At 67.8% G+C, this 15,236-nt stretch carries 15 protein-coding genes; 7 read left to right on the top strand and 8 right to left on the bottom strand.

Features of this window, described 5'->3' with window-relative positions; all coding sequences use genetic code 11:
- On the top strand, window positions 1-560 hold a 560-nt coding region (locus tag D472_RS24480), incomplete at its 5' end, for an FAD-dependent oxidoreductase (RefSeq protein WP_017602625.1).
- A gap of 131 nt (window positions 561-691) precedes the next feature.
- Here D472_RS24480 and D472_RS24475 read toward each other — a convergent pair.
- Window positions 692-1,975 carry a sensor histidine kinase gene (locus tag D472_RS24475; protein ID WP_017602624.1) on the bottom strand — a complete coding sequence of 428 codons (1,284 nt, stop codon included), beginning with the start codon at window positions 1,973-1,975 and terminating at the stop codon, window positions 692-694.
- Window positions 1,976-2,218: 243 nt separating this feature from the next.
- Between D472_RS24475 and D472_RS0100935 the strand changes: the two genes are divergently transcribed.
- From D472_RS0100935 to D472_RS0100925, 3 genes are all read left to right on the top strand, one after another.
- Window positions 2,219-2,983: an ABC transporter ATP-binding protein gene (locus tag D472_RS0100935; RefSeq protein ID WP_026117256.1), complete on the top strand. Its 765-nt coding sequence runs from the start codon at window positions 2,219-2,221 to the stop codon at window positions 2,981-2,983.
- Between the two features lie 6 nt (window positions 2,984-2,989).
- Window positions 2,990-5,587, top strand: coding sequence for an ABC transporter permease (locus tag D472_RS0100930; protein WP_017602622.1), 2,598 nt, complete (start codon window positions 2,990-2,992; stop codon window positions 5,585-5,587).
- 277 nt (window positions 5,588-5,864) lie between these two features.
- Window positions 5,865-6,425: a dihydrofolate reductase family protein gene (locus D472_RS0100925; RefSeq protein ID WP_017602621.1), complete on the top strand. Its 561-nt coding sequence runs from the start codon at window positions 5,865-5,867 to the stop codon at window positions 6,423-6,425.
- 158 nt (window positions 6,426-6,583) lie between these two features.
- On the opposite strand, the gene D472_RS27930 is transcribed toward D472_RS0100925, so the two are convergent.
- From D472_RS27930 to D472_RS0100910, 3 genes are all read right to left on the bottom strand, one after another.
- On the bottom strand, window positions 6,584-7,339 hold the full coding sequence (locus D472_RS27930) for a hypothetical protein (RefSeq protein ID WP_051045908.1): 756 nt from the start codon (window positions 7,337-7,339) through the stop codon (window positions 6,584-6,586).
- Window positions 7,340-8,533: 1,194 nt separating this feature from the next.
- The gene (locus tag D472_RS0100915) at window positions 8,534-8,713 is read right to left on the bottom strand and encodes a DUF397 domain-containing protein (protein WP_017602619.1); all 180 of its coding nucleotides are present in this window, start codon (window positions 8,711-8,713) and stop codon (window positions 8,534-8,536) included.
- Window positions 8,710-9,471 carry a helix-turn-helix domain-containing protein gene (locus D472_RS0100910; protein WP_026117255.1) on the bottom strand — a complete coding sequence of 254 codons (762 nt, stop codon included), beginning with the start codon at window positions 9,469-9,471 and terminating at the stop codon, window positions 8,710-8,712. The genes D472_RS0100915 and D472_RS0100910 overlap by 4 nt, the downstream gene beginning before the upstream one ends.
- A 128-nt stretch (window positions 9,472-9,599) precedes the next feature.
- Here D472_RS0100910 and D472_RS28525 point away from each other — a divergent pair, with 128 nt between their 5' ends.
- The gene (locus D472_RS28525) at window positions 9,600-9,881 is read left to right on the top strand and encodes a hypothetical protein (protein ID WP_152447860.1); all 282 of its coding nucleotides are present in this window, start codon (window positions 9,600-9,602) and stop codon (window positions 9,879-9,881) included.
- Window positions 9,882-10,028: 147 nt separating this feature from the next.
- Here the strand turns inward: D472_RS28525 and D472_RS27010 are convergent, their stop codons facing one another.
- Window positions 10,029-10,622, bottom strand: a complete 594-nt coding sequence (locus tag D472_RS27010; RefSeq protein WP_017602616.1) for a hypothetical protein — start codon at window positions 10,620-10,622, stop codon at window positions 10,029-10,031.
- The gene (locus D472_RS26485) at window positions 10,619-11,806 is read right to left on the bottom strand and encodes a serine/threonine-protein kinase (RefSeq protein ID WP_017602615.1); all 1,188 of its coding nucleotides are present in this window, start codon (window positions 11,804-11,806) and stop codon (window positions 10,619-10,621) included. The genes D472_RS27010 and D472_RS26485 overlap by 4 nt, the downstream gene beginning before the upstream one ends.
- Window positions 11,807-12,075: 269 nt before the next feature.
- On the opposite strand from D472_RS26485, the gene D472_RS0100890 reads away from it, so the two are divergent.
- Window positions 12,076-12,372, top strand: coding sequence for a YrhK family protein (locus tag D472_RS0100890; RefSeq protein WP_017602614.1), 297 nt, complete (start codon window positions 12,076-12,078; stop codon window positions 12,370-12,372).
- 57 nt (window positions 12,373-12,429) lie between these two features.
- On the top strand, window positions 12,430-13,368 hold the full coding sequence (locus tag D472_RS0100885; protein ID WP_017602613.1) for a GNAT family N-acetyltransferase: 939 nt from the start codon (window positions 12,430-12,432) through the stop codon (window positions 13,366-13,368).
- Window positions 13,369-13,371: 3 nt separating this feature from the next.
- Here the strand turns inward: D472_RS0100885 and D472_RS0100880 are convergent, their stop codons facing one another.
- Both D472_RS0100880 and D472_RS0100875 read right to left on the bottom strand, forming a co-directional pair.
- Entirely contained in the window at window positions 13,372-14,295 is a 924-nt protein-coding gene (locus tag D472_RS0100880; protein WP_017602612.1) for a YihY/virulence factor BrkB family protein, read from the bottom strand.
- Window positions 14,296-14,506: 211 nt separating this feature from the next.
- Window positions 14,507-15,236, bottom strand: a 730-nt coding sequence (locus D472_RS0100875; protein ID WP_017602611.1) for a fumarylacetoacetate hydrolase family protein, incomplete at its 5' end; no start/stop codon positions are given.

Raw genomic sequence — 15,236 nt, 5'->3', positions numbered from 1 at the left:
AGCCCATCGGCTCCGATGGCACCGTCTTCCCGTCCGACGTGACCGTGTGGGCGGCCGGGTTCACCGATCGTTCCATCGCCGTCCAGAGCGGGATCAGCGTGACCGGCAACGGTCGGATCATCGTCGACCAGGACATGCGATCGGTTTCACACCCCGAGGTCTTCGCGGCCGGTGACGGCGTCCACGCCCTCGGGCGCAACGGTCGACCACTGCCGATGAACTGCGTGAGCGCGCAGGTCACCACACGGCAGGCGGTGGCGGCGATCATCGAGCGGCTGAGCGGGCGCGGCCTGAGCAGGTTTCCGCTCGTCTACCTCGGCAACCACGTCAGCCTCGGACGTGAGGACGCCTTCTACCAGCTGGTCGACGCCCAGGGCCGGGCCAGGTCCTGGGCCTGGACCGGGTCCTGGGCCTGGAGCGGGTCCATGGTGGCTCGCTTCAAGTCGGCGGTCCTCACCGGCGCCGCGTGGCGCATGGGCCGCCCGTCCTTGGGGTTCCCGGCCCGTAAGCGTCGCCTGATCACCCAAGCGCGCCACCGTTCCCAGGCCTTGGCCCCGTAAGGGGATCCACGGGTCGGTCCCGAGCGCCTCCGGCCCAAGGCCCGGTGAGCGGCTCATCGCCCTCGCGCCCGGCGAGGCCCCACTTGCGTCATGGATCGACCACCGCAGGCCACCGGTGGTCGGCCCGGGACCTAGCGCGGACCAAGGCCGTGGGATGGCGCTCGGTCCCCACGCTCGAAGGGCTCCAATGCTCGGTTCCTCTCCTGGGGCAACTCCACCGTCAGTCGCCAGCCGCCCTCGGCGTCGGGGCCGACGTCCATCGTTGCGCCCATCGCGGCGACTCGTTCACGAAGACCGATCAAGCCGAATCCGCTCCGGGGGCCGAGCGGGGCGGTCTCAGGGGCGGCACCGTTGACGACCTCGACCCGCAAGGCTCGAGGGAGCCGATCGAGTCGCACGCACACCTGGGCACCGGTGGCGTGTTTGGCCGCGTTGGTCAGCGCTTCCTTGACCACGTGGAAGGCCATGCGTCGCACGTTCGGGGCCAGGTCTTCGATCGAGGACGCGTTCGGGTGGAATTCGACCCGCATTCCCGCCTCTCGCCATTGGGCGATGAGTTCTCGAATGTCCTCGAGTTCGGACCGGGGATGCTTCGGTGCGGCAATGACGGAATCCTCGCGCAGCACCCCGAGGATGTCGCGTAATTCCCCCAAGGCCTGGCGCCCTGTTCGCCGAATGAGTTCGGCGGTCGTGGCCGTCGATGACTCGGCGGTCGCCACCTCCAGACCTCCGGCGTGCAGCACGATGAGGCTGACCCGATGGGCGACCACGTCGTGCATCTCACGAGCGATGCGGGTACGTTCGGCGGCGATGGCCTGTTCGGCCAACAGATACCTTTCCCGCTCGAGGCGCTCGGCCCTTTCCCGCAAACTCTCCAAGAGTCGACGCCGAGTACTCACGAACAGTCCCAAGACCAAGAGGGCGAGGGTCGTCGACACCACCATCGAGATGGTGACACCCCCTTCCTCCCGATACACCACGACCACGGTGACGACGTACACCGCGCCCCACACCGCCGAGTACACGGGGCTCCGAGAGTGGGCCGCGTGGGAGTACACCGCCACCAGCATCGGCAGCGGGTTGGCGAACCCCAGGAGCAGGACGAACGCGACCCCCATCAGCCACAGGGGGTACTCGCGCCGCAGCAGCGTGACCGCGGAGGCGAACAACACCGGAAGACCGATGTAGAGCAACCCTGGGAGCAGCGAACCGTAGCGAGCGGATTCCTGCTCGATGAGGGCCCCCATGGGACCACCCCACAGCCCCCACCCGTCCAAGGAGACGATCTGGAACTGAAGGCTGAGGGGAAGGGGGAGCACCGCCCAAAGCCAGTCCGCGGTGACCAGCCGCAACTCACGCAGACGTGTCGAATCGAGGCGCCGCCAACGTGCGGCCAAGCCGGTCCGGATACGCATGGGTGCAGATTCTAGGTGGGGCACGTGCGTGCGCGGGAGCGGCTCACCCCCGACGAAAGTAGGGGCCCCACCCCCACTTAGGCGTCGCGAACCCGCCCGGTTCTGGGCTTTTGGCCGACATCGGGTTCGGCCCCTGGGGGGAGGTCTGGACCCTGGATCCGGAACTAGTTTCGTGGTGTACCGGAAAGGACCCGTCCTTCTTCGGCCATCCCATGTCCCGCCTACCCTTTGGAGTCGACCACCGTGAGCACGCCCACACCACCATCCCCCTCCCCCTTTCAAGCGCCCCCGGTGGTCATCGCCCACGATCTGACCAAGACCTACGACACCGGCGCCGACCAGGTCCACGCCCTGGCCGGGGTGAACGTGGAGTTCCACCGAGGCGCCTTCACCGCCATCATGGGCCCCTCCGGCTCGGGCAAATCCACCCTCATGCACTGCCTGGCCGGACTGGACACCCCCACCTCGGGCACCGTGCACCTGGGCCGCACCCAGATCACCGGCATGCGCGACAAAGAACTCACCCTGCTACGCCGCGACCGGATCGGGTTCATCTTCCAATCCTTCAACCTGCTACCCATGCTCACCGCCGAGCAGAACATCCTGCTGCCCTCCCAGATCGCCAAACGCGACATCGACCAGGCCCGCTTCGACCACATCGTGGACGTGGTCGGGCTGCGCGACCGCCTGACCCATCTGCCCGCCAAGCTCTCGGGCGGCCAACAACAACGCGTGGCCGTGGCCCGGGCCCTGCTCAACGCCCCCGAGGTGGTCTACGCCGACGAACCCACCGGCAACCTGGACTCCCGCTCGGGCGCCGAAGTCCTGGCCTTCCTGCGTGATTCGGCCCAAGAGTTGAACCAGACCATCGTCATGGTCACCCACGACCCGGTGGCCGCCGCCTACGCCGACCGGGTGGTGTTCCTGCGCGATGGCCGACTGGTCGACGAGGTCACCTCCCCCACCGCCGAGCTGGTCTCCGAACGCCTGCTGAAGTTGGAGGCCTGAGAAGCGATGCTGCGCACCACCTTGGCCGGCCTGCGGTTGCACAAGGCCCGCTACGTCACCACCACCCTGGCCATCCTGCTCGGCGTCATGTTCATCGTCGGCACCATGGTCTTCGCCGACAGCCTTCAGGACAGCTACGAAGAATCCGTCATGGGCTCGGCCACCAAGATCGACGCCATCGCCACTCCCCGGCCCTTGGAGGACCAGGACGGTACCTGGCAGGACCCCGAGCCCTTCACCGACGAGCAACTCGAGCGGCTCCGGGATCTGCCCGAGGTCGCCGAAGCCGACGGCGTACGCCAAGCCCCCGCCCTGCTCTTGGACGCCGAGGGGCGCGCCTACGGCATGTTCCCTCCCCTGGCCATGACCGTGGGCGAGGTGACCCGGCACCACGTCTTGGAAGGAGAACCACCCGAGGGCCCTGATGAGATCGTCCTGGCCACCGGCATCAGCGAACAGACCGGTTTCGAGGTGGGAGATTCCGTCACCCTGCTCGACACCGAGCAGCGGGAACGGGAGTTCACCGTCACCGGCCTGTTCGATGTGGGGCTGGAATCCGGCTTGAGTTACCGTGGGGCCTTCATCTTGGCCCCCGAGGCCTTCGCATCGGTGACCGGAGCCGAGGGCTTCCACGAGATCGACGTCCTGGCCACCGAAGGGACCTCCCAAGACGATGTCGCCGCCGCCGTGGCCCGAGTGCTCGGCCAAGGCGCCGAGGTGTCCACCGGCACCGAGTTCGGTGAGCGCATGGCCTCCCGAGCCGGCGCGGACGCCGACATCATCCGTACCGGCCTGATGCTGTTCGCGTTCATCGCCGTCTTCGTGGCCGGCATCGTCATCTACAACACCTTCGCCATCCTCGTCGCTCAGCGTCAGCGCGAGATGGCGCTGCTGCGCTGCGTGGGCGCCCAGCGAGGCCAGGTCTTTCGTTCGGTGCTGCTCGAGTCCCTCGTGGTGGGCCTGGTGGCCTCCCTGCTGGGGGTGCTGGCCGGAACCGGCCTCGGACTGGTGGGGATCGAATACGGCGGCCCACTGCTCGACCCCGACATGAACGTCACCACCGTGGTGACCCCCACCGCCGTGATCCTCGGTCTGATCGTGGGCGTGGCCATCACCGTGTTCTCCGCGATGATCCCGGCCATGCGCGCCACCCGGGTGTCCCCGCTGGCGGCGTTGCGCACCAGTGCCACCGCCACCGGTATGGAGAAGGGCACCGGCAGGACGCGCGCGGTCGTGGGCGTCGGGTTGTTCCTGCTCTCCGGCGGAATCGTGGCCTTGGGGCTGAGCGGTGATCCCGACACCAATGGGATGTGGATCGTGGCCGCGGGTGCGATGGTCGCCTTCGTGGGCGTGGTGGTGCTGGGTCCGCTACTGGTGCGCGGCGTCGTGCACCTGGTGGGTGCCCCCCTGCGCCGGATGGGCGTGTCGAGCATGCTGGCGGTGGACAACTCCACCCGTAGCCCGCGTCGCGCGGCCACCGCCATGATCGCCCTGACCGTGGGCGCCACCCTCATCACCGGCTACTCGGTGATCAGCGCCTCCATGCAGGCGACCGTCGGTCAGCAACTCGACGGCAAGTTCCCCGTGGACTACCAGATCTCGCCCATGATGAACCTGGAGGGCCTGGAGGGCGAAGGGGAGGACGGGGAAGAGGGCACCGAAGCCGGTGGCACCGATCTGAGCACCGTCCCCGAGTCCGTGCGATCGGAGCTGGCGGCGAACCCGAAGATCGAGCACGTCTTCGCCCAGCGCTTGGACTCCGTGGACAGTGGTGATGACAGGATCACCAATGAGGACGGAACCATTCCCGTGGTGACCTTCTTGGACGCCACGGTGGGAGAAGAGGTCCAACCCGACGTGGTCGAGGGCGACCTCGCCGACTTCGGTCCGGGCAGCGTGCTCATCACCGAGGAGCGGGCCGAGAACCTCGTGATCGGCGACACCATCACCCTGGGCGACCCCGAACGCGAGTTCGAGATCGCGGCCGTGGTGGCGAACACGGGAATGTTCTACGGCCTGACCCTGGCTCCGCGGGACTACGAGCAGGTGGTCCCCGAGATCACGGGTGACTCGACCGTCATGGTCCGGGGCAGCGACTCCGCCTCCTCCGCGGAGCTGCGCGAGGCCGTCTACTCCACCGTGGACGAACACCCGACCTTGAACGTCACCTCCATGGGCGACATGCGCCAGGAGTTCGAGCAGATGTTGGCCATCGCCTTCTACGCGATCGCGGCGATGCTGGGGCTGGCCATCATCATCGCGGTCTTCGGCATCTCCAACACCATGGCGCTGTCGGTGCTGGAACGCACCCGTGAGTCCGCGATCCTACGAGCCCTGGGGCTGAGCAGGTCCCAGCTGCGCCGCATGTTGGGCGTGGAGGCCGTGCTGCTCTGCTTGATCGGGGCCGGCGTCGGCGTCGTGCTCGGTGTGGTGTTCGGTTGGGCGGCCATCTCCGCGACCCTGTCGAACATCGTCCTGGGGTTCCCCCTCGGACAGGTGGTCGCGTTCTTGGTCATCGCGATCGTGGCCGGCCTGGTGGCTTCGTTGCTGCCCGCTCGCCGAGCCGCTCGTACCTCCATCACGGGCGCGCTCGCGTCTCAGTGATCCGGCCGGGGTGGCCCCTCGTTCAGGCGGCCACCCCGGTCGAGTGTTCTCGGCCCCCGCACCAGAGGGCGACCGGACCTTCGTCGGGCTCCGCGTGCGCACGTTGAGGGCGACACCGAACCGGCGTGGCCGATCAGCCGTTGCTTGATCGCGACCCGCGCGGGGAATGGAAGCCGTCAGAGAGCCGGCCGGATTCCACCGCCAGCGGTTCTCCCGGCGCGGTTCGCCGCGAGGTGCTCGCACAAGCCGGCCTCGCCGCAGGGAAAGGGGCTCGACCATGCTGCTGGTGTCGATGGGGGTCTCGGTGGACGGCTTCATCGCCGACCGCACCGGTTCCTTCGACTGGACCACTCCCGATGAGAAGTTGTTCGGCTTCCACCTGGATCGGGTGGGCGAACTCGGAGGTTGTCTGTGCGGCCGTCGGTTGTACGAGACGATGCTCGTGTGGGAGACCGACCCGTCGATGCGCGAGGGTGAGCTCGGCGCCGCGTTCGCCGACGCGTGGTCGGCGCTGCCCAAGGTCGTGTTCAGCCACACGCTCGATCGCGTCGAGGGAAACGCCCGACTCGCCCAAGGGTCGGTGGCCGAGGAGGTCGCCGCGATGCTCACCTCGACCGAGGGGGAAGTGGAGATCGGCGGCGCCACCCTGGCCGGGCAGGCGATCGAACTCGGACTGGTCGACGAGTTCCGGCTCTTTCGCCACCCGATCATCGTCGGTGGGGGTACCCCGTTGCTGCCACCGGTCACCGATGCCATCGCACTGGAACTGGTGGAGAGCCGGACGTTCGCCTCGCGCGTGGTGTATGAGCGGTATCGTCGCACCGGTGAATCCGGCTGACTTCGCCTGGACTCGCATCATCGAACCCAAGGCCTTTACGTTGTAGATTAAATTTGCGACGAAACCGACCAAGGATCGAGATGCCGAAGACTACGCCCACTTCGAACCGTGATCGCGCCTCTCGTCGAGTGGTTCCTACGGCTCTGGGAGTGGGCGGCTCAGCGGGCCTTGTCCAGCCGCGGAGCGAAGGCATCATCCCTCAGGTCGCGCGGAGCCGTGCGGGGAGGCGGAATCGGACCCGCTGCGCCCCTGGCCTCCAGGCCCTCACGCAGACCGTCGATGATCGCCCGGCTCTGGGGCGAGATCCCCGAGCCCAAGGGCTTCCAAGGGCTGACGTCGGGTGCCGGTGGTGAGGGTGGGGCCGCCGCCCCACCCGCTCCGGCCAAAGAGGCGGCCATGAGTGCCGGAAGCCGCGGATCCAATCCTTCCACAGCGGCGGCAGGGGGCTGCGCCTCGTGTTCTGCGGGCGCGGGCTCGTCTTCGATTCGTGTAGCCGGCTCCGACACGGGGTCGTGCATGACCTCATCGGGCACCGACCGGCACCGCCTGCCACAGATCGCGCAAGTGCCACCGGGTTCGTTACGGATGCTCCCGTGTTCCGGGCAGGTATGCGTGGCCTTGCCCTGGGGGTCCACCAGGAACCGTTCGGGCCGGGAGAAGGGTTCGGCCTCGCCTGTGATCGGCCACTGGGCCGGCGACGATCCCGGTGCGTCGATGCCCCTGCCCAGGATTCCGGCAAGGAAGGCCTGGGCCGCCTCCAGGCTGCGCATTCGCCAGATCAGGGCGGGAAAGGGACGCTGGAGCCGGTCCAGCCCCGAGAAGAGGGCTCGCGCCTCCCGCACGCTCAGACCTTGGCGCAAAAGGCGGTGCACCGCCATGGCCAGCCGTTGCCGGTCGGCCCGAGGTTCGGCCAAGCATCGGTCATGAATGCGAGCGATGATTCCGTAGGGTCCGTTTTGCTGCTTCTGCCGCTCTTCTTCCCCTGTACTTACGCTGTCACGGACGGAACCACCCGCCCCGTTCCCAGAAGAGTCCCCAGGGAAAGAGTCTGTGGGTCGATCTGAGCCGGGGCCCGGCTCACCGTGAACCGGGGTCCTCGGCTTCAAGGGCGGCCGGCTGTGCGGGGTGATCGGCTCCTCCCCCAAGGCCGCTCGGCACTCGTTGATCTCGGCCAACACCGGCTCGGGGTAGGACTCGGCCGGGACCANNCGCCAGCCGGTAGACGGAGCGGCCACGGGCGATGTCGGCGGCGAAGAAGTCCAGGGTCTGCGAACGGTCCAGCTTGCGGACCAACCCGATCTCGACCAGGTCGTCGATGGCGCGCTTGATGCTGCTGACGCTGAGGAACCCGTTGCAGCGCGCGGCCAGGTTCTCCAGGTGGTAGAAGCACCAGCGGCCGTCGACGTCCACGATGTCGGCCAGGGCGGACAAGAGCAGGAACGAGCGGGGGGTGGGAAGAAGGCCCTTGCGGTACAGGCGCAGAACCCACAGGGCCAGGATGTGCCCCACACCCTCGAACGCGCCCCGAGGGCGTTTGCGAGCCGGAGAGAACCCGAGCGGATTCGGAGTTTCGGGCGCCTTGGCGAGGGCGGAAGCGGTAGACTCCATGGCGATGTCGCCTTCCTGGGGCTTTCAGGTAGGTGGCATGGCCGACACACCTGTTCACGCAGGCGTCGGCCACAACCCGGCCAGGTGTTGCTAGCACCCGGTCGGGTTTTTTCTTGTCGAGATTCAAGCTAGTGGAGCGAACAAGAGTTCGCGAGCCATTCTCTCAAACCCGCGCTTTCCTACGAGTGGCAATTAGCCCTATAGGTGCGCGATGACAGAGATTTTCCCTTTGTCTGATTTGAAGGCATGTGAAGGCTTATCCACGGAATCGCGCACCAGGCCTTATGAATCATCGCCCGACACGGCAAGCGCCTACGGGCGAACAGCCTGAACGGATTGCTGACTCGAAGCGGAACAGATGGATTCACCCGGGGCGCCTCTATCGACTGAATCGCCTTGCCATTCCCCTTTTTCGACCCCACCTCGAATAGCAACTCTCAAACAAACCCATAGGGCATGAAAGGCCCCTCGTGGAAACGAAGGGCCGAAGAGATCGAGGATCAGCGCTTCTCGGAGCGCAACCCTCGCAGGAGCGCCGACCACTCGTCACTCGTGAAGCTCAGGTGGCCGGCCTCGCGGTTCTGGGTGTCGCGAACGTCCGTGCCGAAGACACCCTCGCGGACCTCCACGCAGTTTCCGCCGGTAGCGCTGTAAGTGCTCTTGTGCCATTCGGTGCTCATGCGAGATCCTTCAAAGCTTCGAGGGAGAGCCGGGCCGGCAGGGCTTCCGCCATGGCTCCCGTGATCAGAGAGGTGAGCCGATCATTGCGATCGGCACCGTAGACGACGTTACCGTCCACGTGGTCGCTCGTGATGACCGTCTCACCGGTACGCAACCGGAAGACCATCAGAGGGGCGGTCACCGCCAGCAGGAGTGTCCCCTCCGGGACCAGGTGGATTCGAACCTGGCCTGTCTCCACCAGCGCCAACAGGTGCGCTGCCTGCTCCTGCCTGACCACCGGATCGAAACCCGTGATGCCGCTGACCGGGAAGACAGCGGTGACACGCAGTTGTGGCAACTGGGACAGCCGTTGCGTGCGCAGTTGTGTGAGCCGCTCGATCTCCTCGTCCGAGGCATCCGGCCACCAGGCCCTGAACACGGCGTCGGCGTAGGAAGGGCTCTGTAGGTAACCGGGGACGAGCACCGGAGAGGCGAACTGTAGCGATCGCGCCCGGGTCTCGATCCCGGCCAGGGACCGGGCCCACTCGGGGAGCGCGTGCCCGGTGGTCGCTTGGCGCCACGAGGCGACCAGTTTCCCCTCAGCACACAGCTCCTTGTCCAGTTTCTCCACCAGTGGGCGGTGTGGAAGGGATTGCCCATTCACCCATCGGGACACGGAAGCCGCAGAACAGCCGATTCGGGAAGCCAGCTGTTCCTGGGTGAGTCCTTGCAGTTCACGGAAGTTGGTCATGAGTTCCGGAAACGGGGGGTCGCTCATGTTCGAGATGTTACGCCGCGCTTCCACATGCTGTCCGGCCGTTACAGAAATTTCTCAGACAATGGCGCGACCGATCGTAGAAATCCCAAGGTGGTGACCTGTAAGGCAGGCGCAACCGTGAGGTGAACATGTCAGCATCCGCAGGCCCCCGCTCAGACACCCTCGACATCGCACGGTGTGCGCTGCTGTCCGCGTTGCGGCGGCGTGGGCTCGCGCCTTGGGAAGAACCCATCGATGGCTCCGTGACCGTGGAATTCGGCTACCGCCGAGCGACCATCCACCTCACCGACGACGGCTGGGTCCAGCACTCGCCCCACCGCCCCGAATCCACCGTTCTCCTCGCTCGGCTCGGCTGCGAGGAAGCCCTGGCCCGCCGACTCGCCCGCGAACTCTTGGACCGGTTGCCGTGACCGACGCCCCTGAATCCCGCCCTCGCCCGCCCAGGGCCGTCACCCTGTCCGACCTCGCCCGGCTTATCCGCCCGCGCACACCGCAGGACCGCACCGCCTCCACTTGGTGAAGGAGACTCGAATTGACCGACCGGCGCGCCACCGCCCCTATTCGGGCACTTCCTCAAGCATCACGTGCAGCCCGGGGTAGCCACCCACCCAGTCGGTCCCCAGCCACTCCACGTCGTTGACCGCCATCTCGTCCACCCGGAACGTCTTGACCAGACCCTTCTCTCCCGGCTGCTCGTCCCATTCGTAACCGTCCAAGAAGTACAGGACGAGCGCGCTGTCACAATCCAACTCCGGGTCCCAGCAGTCGCTGTTGAGCACCAGCGCGTCGTGGGGCGTGGACCCCAGGGGGTCGTCCTCCCGGTAAGGCCACAGCGCGGTGTTGACGTTGCCCGGATCGATGGTGATGTCCAGGACGAACGTCTGCGCGCTCTCCCGCTGGAGCGCCTCGGTCAGCCGTTCCACCTGCCGGGGGTCTTGCGACTGCTCCAGGGTGAGCACGTGGGTGACCGTCTCGTCCACTTCCTCCACGGGGGCGGGTTCGACCTCCTCGGCCAGCGACCCGTCATCGGCGACCTGACCGCCCAGGTAGGCGGCACCGCCGGCGGCGACGCCGATGGCCACCCCACCGGCCGCGATCATGCCCACCACCTTGCCCGCGCCGGCCCCCGTGACCGCTCCTCCCGCGCTCATCGCGCCGCTGCCGGTGGCGGCGCCGCTCCCCCTGCCGTGCCGCTCCCGGTGGCCGCTTCACCACCGCCCAAGGCCGAAGCGAGGGCGTCGGCGCCTCCTCGGGCCGATTCCCCTCCCCCATGGTGCATGCCCTGCGCGACGTGGCCGCCCCCGTCGAGCAGGTTCGCGGCCGCTTGACCCACGTGCTCGGTGGCGGCCGAGACCCACAGGGCCGGCCGGTGCCAGGACACGTCGATCCGAGGCCAGTGTTCGGCGACCAGGGCCCGCATCCGCACCAGCATGTTCTCCCAGAACTCGTCGCCCTGGTCCACCTCGGTGGGCGCGAAGGCCACGACCTCCCGGGGCACGTCGAGCAGCACCAGGCACTCCTGGTAGACCTGTTCGGCCGTGGGGCGTTCCCCGGGGTCGGGGACCAGTGTCCGCGAGACCAGCTCGGCCAGACCCTCGGGCAACGCGGACAGGTCCGTGGGCGCCCGACCACTGCGGCGGGCCATCTCGGCCAGCGCTTCACGAGGGCCGCTGTCGGCGGGCACCTTCCCGAAGGGTCCATCGCCCGTGGCGGCGAAGTAGGCCAGGCACCCCCAGGCGAACACGTCGGAGGCCGGCTCGGGCGGCGCGCCCGCGTAGCGTTCGGGGGCCAGCCATCCCGGGCTGCCGGCGTTGATGGCCGAGGCCGGTTCGGTGATCAGTCGGGCGATCCCGTAGTCGATCAGGCGAGGCCCGTCTGGGGTGACGATCACGTTGCCGGGCTTGACATCGCCGTGGGCGACGCCGGCCCGGTGGACGGCGGCCAGCGCCTCGGCGCAACCGGCCAGCAGAACGAGGAGGGCCTCACCGCTCCAGGGCCCGTTCTCGCCTACGTGTCGGTGCAGGCTGCGGCCGGGCAGGTAGTCGATGGTCGCCCAGCGACGCCCCTGGAAGGTGCCGGTGGCGTGCACGCCCACCGCGTACTCGCCTTGGACCCGCTCCATGACGTCGAACTCGCGGTCGAACCCGGCAGGGGCGTCCTCGTGGGCGAGTTTGAGGGCGACACAGGCGCCGTCGGGGCTGACGGCGGCGTAGACGGTTCCCATGCCTCCGCTGCCGAGGCGGCCCAGAAGGGAATAGTCGGCGATCCGTACGGGGTCGCCGGCGCGCAGCGGGGTGACGCCTTCGGGCAGGGGTGTGTCGCGATGGGGGTCCATGGAAGAGGTCTCTGTTCGGGTCTTGGGTCACCGCCCGGGGCAGGGTGGGCGAAGAGGGAAAGGGTTGTTCTCGACTCCTGAGCCGCGATGGCGTGAGCGGGAGGTCGCGGCGCTCAGGTGATCGATCATCTAGGGCTCGATCCTATGGCCTGTGCGTGCGGGTTCCTCCCGGTGCCGGCTCGTGTTCGGGTTTCAACGCGCCCGATCACGGAGCGTGTTCGAGGTGTACCGAACGTGCAGAGTATGAGGTGACATCTGAGGGAGGACACATGCCCGAACAACGGCCCTTGAGCCTGCGTATCGGCCACGACGAGCTGATCATCCGGCGTCGCTACGAAGTGGCCAGCATCTGCAACGACATCCTGATCGCGTTGTGGTTCATCGCCGGAAGCATCATGTTCTTCTATTCCGACCTGATGGTCCCGGGAACCTGGTGTTTCCTGCTCGGGAGCGTGGAACTGCTGATCCGCCCGGTCATTCGACTCACCCGCCTGGTGCACATCCAGCGCATTCAGGGCAAGGGCGGATTTTCCGGTACCGCTTCGGAGACCGCGATGGACTTCTGAGGAAGCATCCCTCGAAAACCCTTCGACACCGCGCCCTGACTTTGCGAAGGTTCCGGTATGGGAGAAATCGGTCCGCACGAACTCCGACTCATGCAGGAACTGGCCCAACGGGTGAGCCTGTTTCGGCCGGAACTGGTCAACGGCGACGCCAGCGTGGGTGAGTTGGCCTGGGTGTGGGGCAAGGGCTACGACACGTTGCGTCGGTTCTGGAAGCACCGCCTGTGGCTGGTCAACGGCGAGCCCGTCGCCTGGGGGTGGGCACATCTGCCCTATCGCGTCCCACGCGGCGATGGCACCTTCGCCGAATCCACCACGGCCGACCTCATCTGGCAGGTGCACCCGGATCGGCCCGAACTCCTGCCCCAGGTCCTGGACTGGTACGAGGAGGTGGCCGGTGACCTCGACCGGACGCTCACCCTCCAGATCGCCGACGAACAGGCGCGTGCGCACGTGGCCGCGCACGGATACGTGTTCGACGCCCAGACCGGTTCGGACCAGGGCGATTGGATCCAGACCAACGAGCGGAACCTGGTCGAGGTGGCCGCTCCGGTGCTGCCCGAGGGGTTCGACTTCGTGACGGCCCAGGACGTCTCGGTGGCCGATGCGGTCCAGGCACATCGAGCCGCTTGGCCCGGATCCCGGTTGGACGAGACGGCCTTGGCACGGGTTCAGAACACCTGGCCCTACCGGGCCGACCTGCACCTTTTGGTGCGGGCACCGGACGGCACGCTCGCCGCGTCCACCATCATCTGGTTGGACGAGGTGACGCGCACCGCCGAGTTCGAGCCGGTCGGTACGCACCAGGACTTCCGACGCCGAGGTGTGGGCACCGCGCTCCTGTTGGAGGGGATGCGTCGGGCCAAGGCGGCCGGCGCGAATCGCATGATGGTCGCCTGCCTGGGCGCACCGGTGCATCCGTCCGCCCGAGGGCTGTACTACGGCGTCGGTTTTCGCGAGTTCACCCGGGACGTGCCGCAGATCAAGCTCGCCCGATGACGGTCACCGCCGAGGCGCCGCCGGTCCCTGGCGTTCGAGTTCGGCGTTGATCAAGGCCCCGAGCAGCACGATGAGCGAGGACAGCCACAGCCACAGCATCAGCACGATGACTCCGGCGATCGTTCCGTAGGTCGCGCCGAAGTGGCCGAATCGCTGCACCGAGAAGGTGAACATCGCCGTTGCCGCCACCCACAGCAGCATCGCGATGAGCACGCCCGGGGTGAACCAGTGCCCGGGCGTGGGCTCGCGGTGGGGCGCGATCCGGTAGACGAAGCCCAAGCCCACCAGGGTCACACCGGCCAGCACCACCCACTGTCCGACCCGGACCAGGATCTGAGCGGCCTGGTTCAGACCGAAGTGGTCCAGCGACGCCGGAAGCAGGACCATCGAACCGACACCGACGCAGAGAAAGGCGCCGAGGCCCAGGGCCAGCCCCATGGCGATGCCGCGTCGAACGATGTAGGGGCGGCCGTCCACCGCCCGGTAGGCCGCGTTACAGCCCTGCATCAGGCCGTACACGCCCCCCGAAGCACTCCAGAGCGCCATGAGCAGGGAACCGGCGAACGCCAGCCCCAGAGCCCGGGTGTCGGCGGCGGCGATGAGGTGGAGCTGGTTCTCGATCAGTACCCGCATGTCCTCGGGTACTGCCACGAGCCAGGTCCGGATCTGGTCGGTCAGGTCGGCCGGGTCGGCGAGTATCCCGAAGACGCTGACGACGGCGAGCAGGGCGGGGAACAACGCCAAGAGCGCCCGGAAGGCCATCCCGGCGGCGAGCAGGCTGAACTGGCTCTCCTTGATCTCCTGCCAGATCCGCGCGGTGATGGCACGTCGGTCCGACGTGGAGGTTCGGGGCCGGGTTCGAGTGGATCGCCACGCGAAGGCGCCCGACGTACCGCCCGCCCCTTCGTGCCCCGCCCGCGTCCCCACCGACCCACTCCCCCACTTCCCCGGTCCCCGTGCCCGACAGTCCCCCATTGTCGGTGACGAGCGGGCCAGGGCCACGTGACACGGCCGGGGCCGCGATCATCAGGGGTGTGGGCGCGGTGAGCAAGATCTACTGGTTCATCGCGGAATAGGGCGGCAGGGATCGGGCGCTGGGCGGCGGTACCGGGGTACCGCCGCCCAGTCATCGCCGCGACTACCGGGCGGGCAGGACTCGGCCGGTGACCTCGCCGAAGTCCACCCTCGTGCCGTCGGGGCCCGGGGCGGTGGCGGTGATGGTCACCTCGTCCCCGTCCTCCAAGAACGCGCGCTCGGTGCCGTCGGGCAGCTTGAGCGGCTCCTTGCCGGACCAGGTCAACTCCAGCAGACATCCGCGCTGGCCCACCTCGGGGCCGCTGACGGTACCGGAGGCGTACACGTCGCCGGTGCGCAGGGAGGCCCCGTTGACGGTCATGTGCGCCAGCTGCTGGGCGGCGGTCCAGTACATCTGGGAGAAGGGCGGACTGGAGATCAGGTGCCCGTTGAGTCGCACCTCCAGGTGCAGGTCCAGACCCCAGGGCCGGGAACCCTTCAGGTAGGGCAGTGGTTCGGGGTCCTGGGCGGGCTGCTCCACCCGGGCCGCCTCCAGCGCGGCCAAGGGCACGATCCACGGTGAGATGGAGGTGGCGAACGACTTGCCCAGGAACGGGCCCAGCGGCACGTACTCCCATGCCTGGAGGTCGCGCGAGGACCAGTCGTTGAGCAGGAAGACCCCGAACACGTGGTCGGCGAAGTCGTCCACCGCCACCCGTTCGCCCATGGGAGTGGGGGTGCCGACGACGAAACCGACCTCGGCCTCGATGTCCAGCCGCACCGAGGCCCCGAAGGTGGGTGTGGTCTGCGTGGGCGGTTTGCGCTGTCCGCTGGGGCGCACGACGTCGGTGCCC

Origin of the sequence: Nocardiopsis alkaliphila YIM 80379 (assembly GCF_000341005.1) — a bacterium.
Lineage (GTDB): Bacteria > Actinomycetota > Actinomycetes > Streptosporangiales > Streptosporangiaceae > Nocardiopsis > Nocardiopsis alkaliphila.
The sequence above is the reverse complement of the archived record's forward strand: the minus strand, read 5'-3'. Positions and strand labels throughout refer to the sequence as shown.

Excerpts from the sequence above, each read along its gene's own strand:
- D472_RS27010 (WP_017602616.1), bottom strand. The coding sequence starts at position 10,622 with ATGAGCGCGGGAGGAGCGGTCACGGGGGCCGGCGCGGGCAAGGTGGTG.
- D472_RS0100930 (WP_017602622.1), top strand. The coding sequence starts at position 2,990 with ATGCTGCGCACCACCTTGGCCGGCCTGCGGTTGCACAAGGCCCGCTAC.
- D472_RS0100885 (WP_017602613.1), top strand. The coding sequence starts at position 12,430 with ATGGGAGAAATCGGTCCGCACGAACTCCGACTCATGCAGGAACTGGCC.
- D472_RS0100925 (WP_017602621.1), top strand. The coding sequence starts at position 5,865 with ATGCTGCTGGTGTCGATGGGGGTCTCGGTGGACGGCTTCATCGCCGAC.
- D472_RS28525 (WP_152447860.1), top strand. The coding sequence starts at position 9,600 with ATGTCAGCATCCGCAGGCCCCCGCTCAGACACCCTCGACATCGCACGG.
- D472_RS24475 (WP_017602624.1), bottom strand. The coding sequence starts at position 1,975 with ATGCGTATCCGGACCGGCTTGGCCGCACGTTGGCGGCGCCTCGATTCG.
- D472_RS0100890 (WP_017602614.1), top strand. The coding sequence starts at position 12,076 with ATGCCCGAACAACGGCCCTTGAGCCTGCGTATCGGCCACGACGAGCTG.
- D472_RS26485 (WP_017602615.1), bottom strand. The coding sequence starts at position 11,806 with ATGGACCCCCATCGCGACACACCCCTGCCCGAAGGCGTCACCCCGCTG.
- D472_RS0100915 (WP_017602619.1), bottom strand. The coding sequence starts at position 8,713 with ATGAGCACCGAATGGCACAAGAGCACTTACAGCGCTACCGGCGGAAAC.
- D472_RS0100910 (WP_026117255.1), bottom strand. The coding sequence starts at position 9,471 with ATGAGCGACCCCCCGTTTCCGGAACTCATGACCAACTTCCGTGAACTG.